This window comes from Streptomyces sp. NPDC058964 (assembly GCF_042741275.1).
Taxonomy (GTDB): Bacteria; Actinomycetota; Actinomycetes; order Streptomycetales; family Streptomycetaceae; genus Streptomyces.
Window position 1 is genome coordinate 1 of the sequence record NZ_JBHYKH010001075.1, and the last position, 1,050, is coordinate 1,050.

Genomic DNA, 1,050 nt, shown 5'->3' on the forward strand with positions numbered 1-1,050 from the left:
GGCAGGTGGGTACTGAGCACGGCGAGCACCGCCAGGGCGAAGGCGATGTCGGTGGCCATCGGCACCGCCCAGCCGCCCGCCCGCCCGCCGCCGGCCGTGACCGCGGCCAGGTAGATCGCCGCGGGTACCACCATGCCGCAGACCGCGGCGACGACCGGCAGGACCGCCATGGCCGGGGTACTCAGCCCGCCGGCCACGAGTTCGCGCTTGAGCTCGATCCCGGCGACCAGGAAGAAGAGGGTGAGCAGCCCGTCGGCGGTCCAGTGCTGCACCGAAAGATCCAGCCCCAGCGCGGGTACGCCGAAGTGGATGTCACGCAGCGACTCGTAGCTTCCGCTCCACGGAGTGTTCGCCCACACCAGCGCCACCACCGCGGCGCCCAGAAGCACCAGGCCGCCGACCGTCTCCGTCCGCAGCGCCCGGGCCACCTGCACCCGTTCGGACCAGGGCGGCAGCCCGAGGAAGACCGACCGCGTACGCGGGGCAGCGCACAAGGAGGAACCTCCGGGTATCACCACGTGACCATGAAGGAATGCCGCTTTTACCCACTTATACCGTCCCGTACCTCGGCGCGCCGTGGGGCCTGCGACCGTCGTCGGCCGGGGAGTACCGTGAAGCGAGGAGATTCTTCGTTTGTGCCGTCCCCGGTAGGCAGGCGAGTGCGATGTCCGACGCCGATTCCCCGCGGGTGACCAGGCTCCTGCCCGATGCCGTCCACCAGGCCGTTCCACGACCGGGAACCGCTGTGGTGCGGCTCGAGACGACCCATGACCGGCAGGGCGTGCTGGACGGGGCGTGGTGGCCCCGGTCCCGCGACCTCGCCGGTGAACTCCCCGGCCTCGTCTCCGCGCTGACCGAGTACCTCGGGCCCATCACTCGTGTGGGCCTGGACAGCGACGCCTGGGAGGAACTGCCGACGCGGATGACGGTCGACGGCCGTGTCGTCCACATCGACTCCTTCCCGGTCGGCGACGACACCGTCCTGATCACCCGGGGCGGCAACGACCTCTTCTCGCTCCTCGTGGTTCCACCGCACACCGTGCCCGACGC

The 1,050-nt window shown here is 70.9% G+C and carries 2 protein-coding genes; one reads left to right on the forward strand and one right to left on the reverse strand.

Annotated features, from left to right (window positions below; translation table 11 throughout):
- On the reverse strand, positions 1–494 hold a 494-nt coding region (locus ACFW2E_RS47755; protein ID WP_384478655.1), incomplete at its 3' end, for a Na+/H+ antiporter NhaA.
- Between the two features lie 170 nt (positions 495–664).
- On the opposite strand from ACFW2E_RS47755, the gene ACFW2E_RS47760 reads away from it, so the two are divergent.
- On the forward strand, positions 665–1,050 hold a 386-nt coding region (locus ACFW2E_RS47760; protein ID WP_384478657.1), incomplete at its 3' end, for a DUF5994 family protein.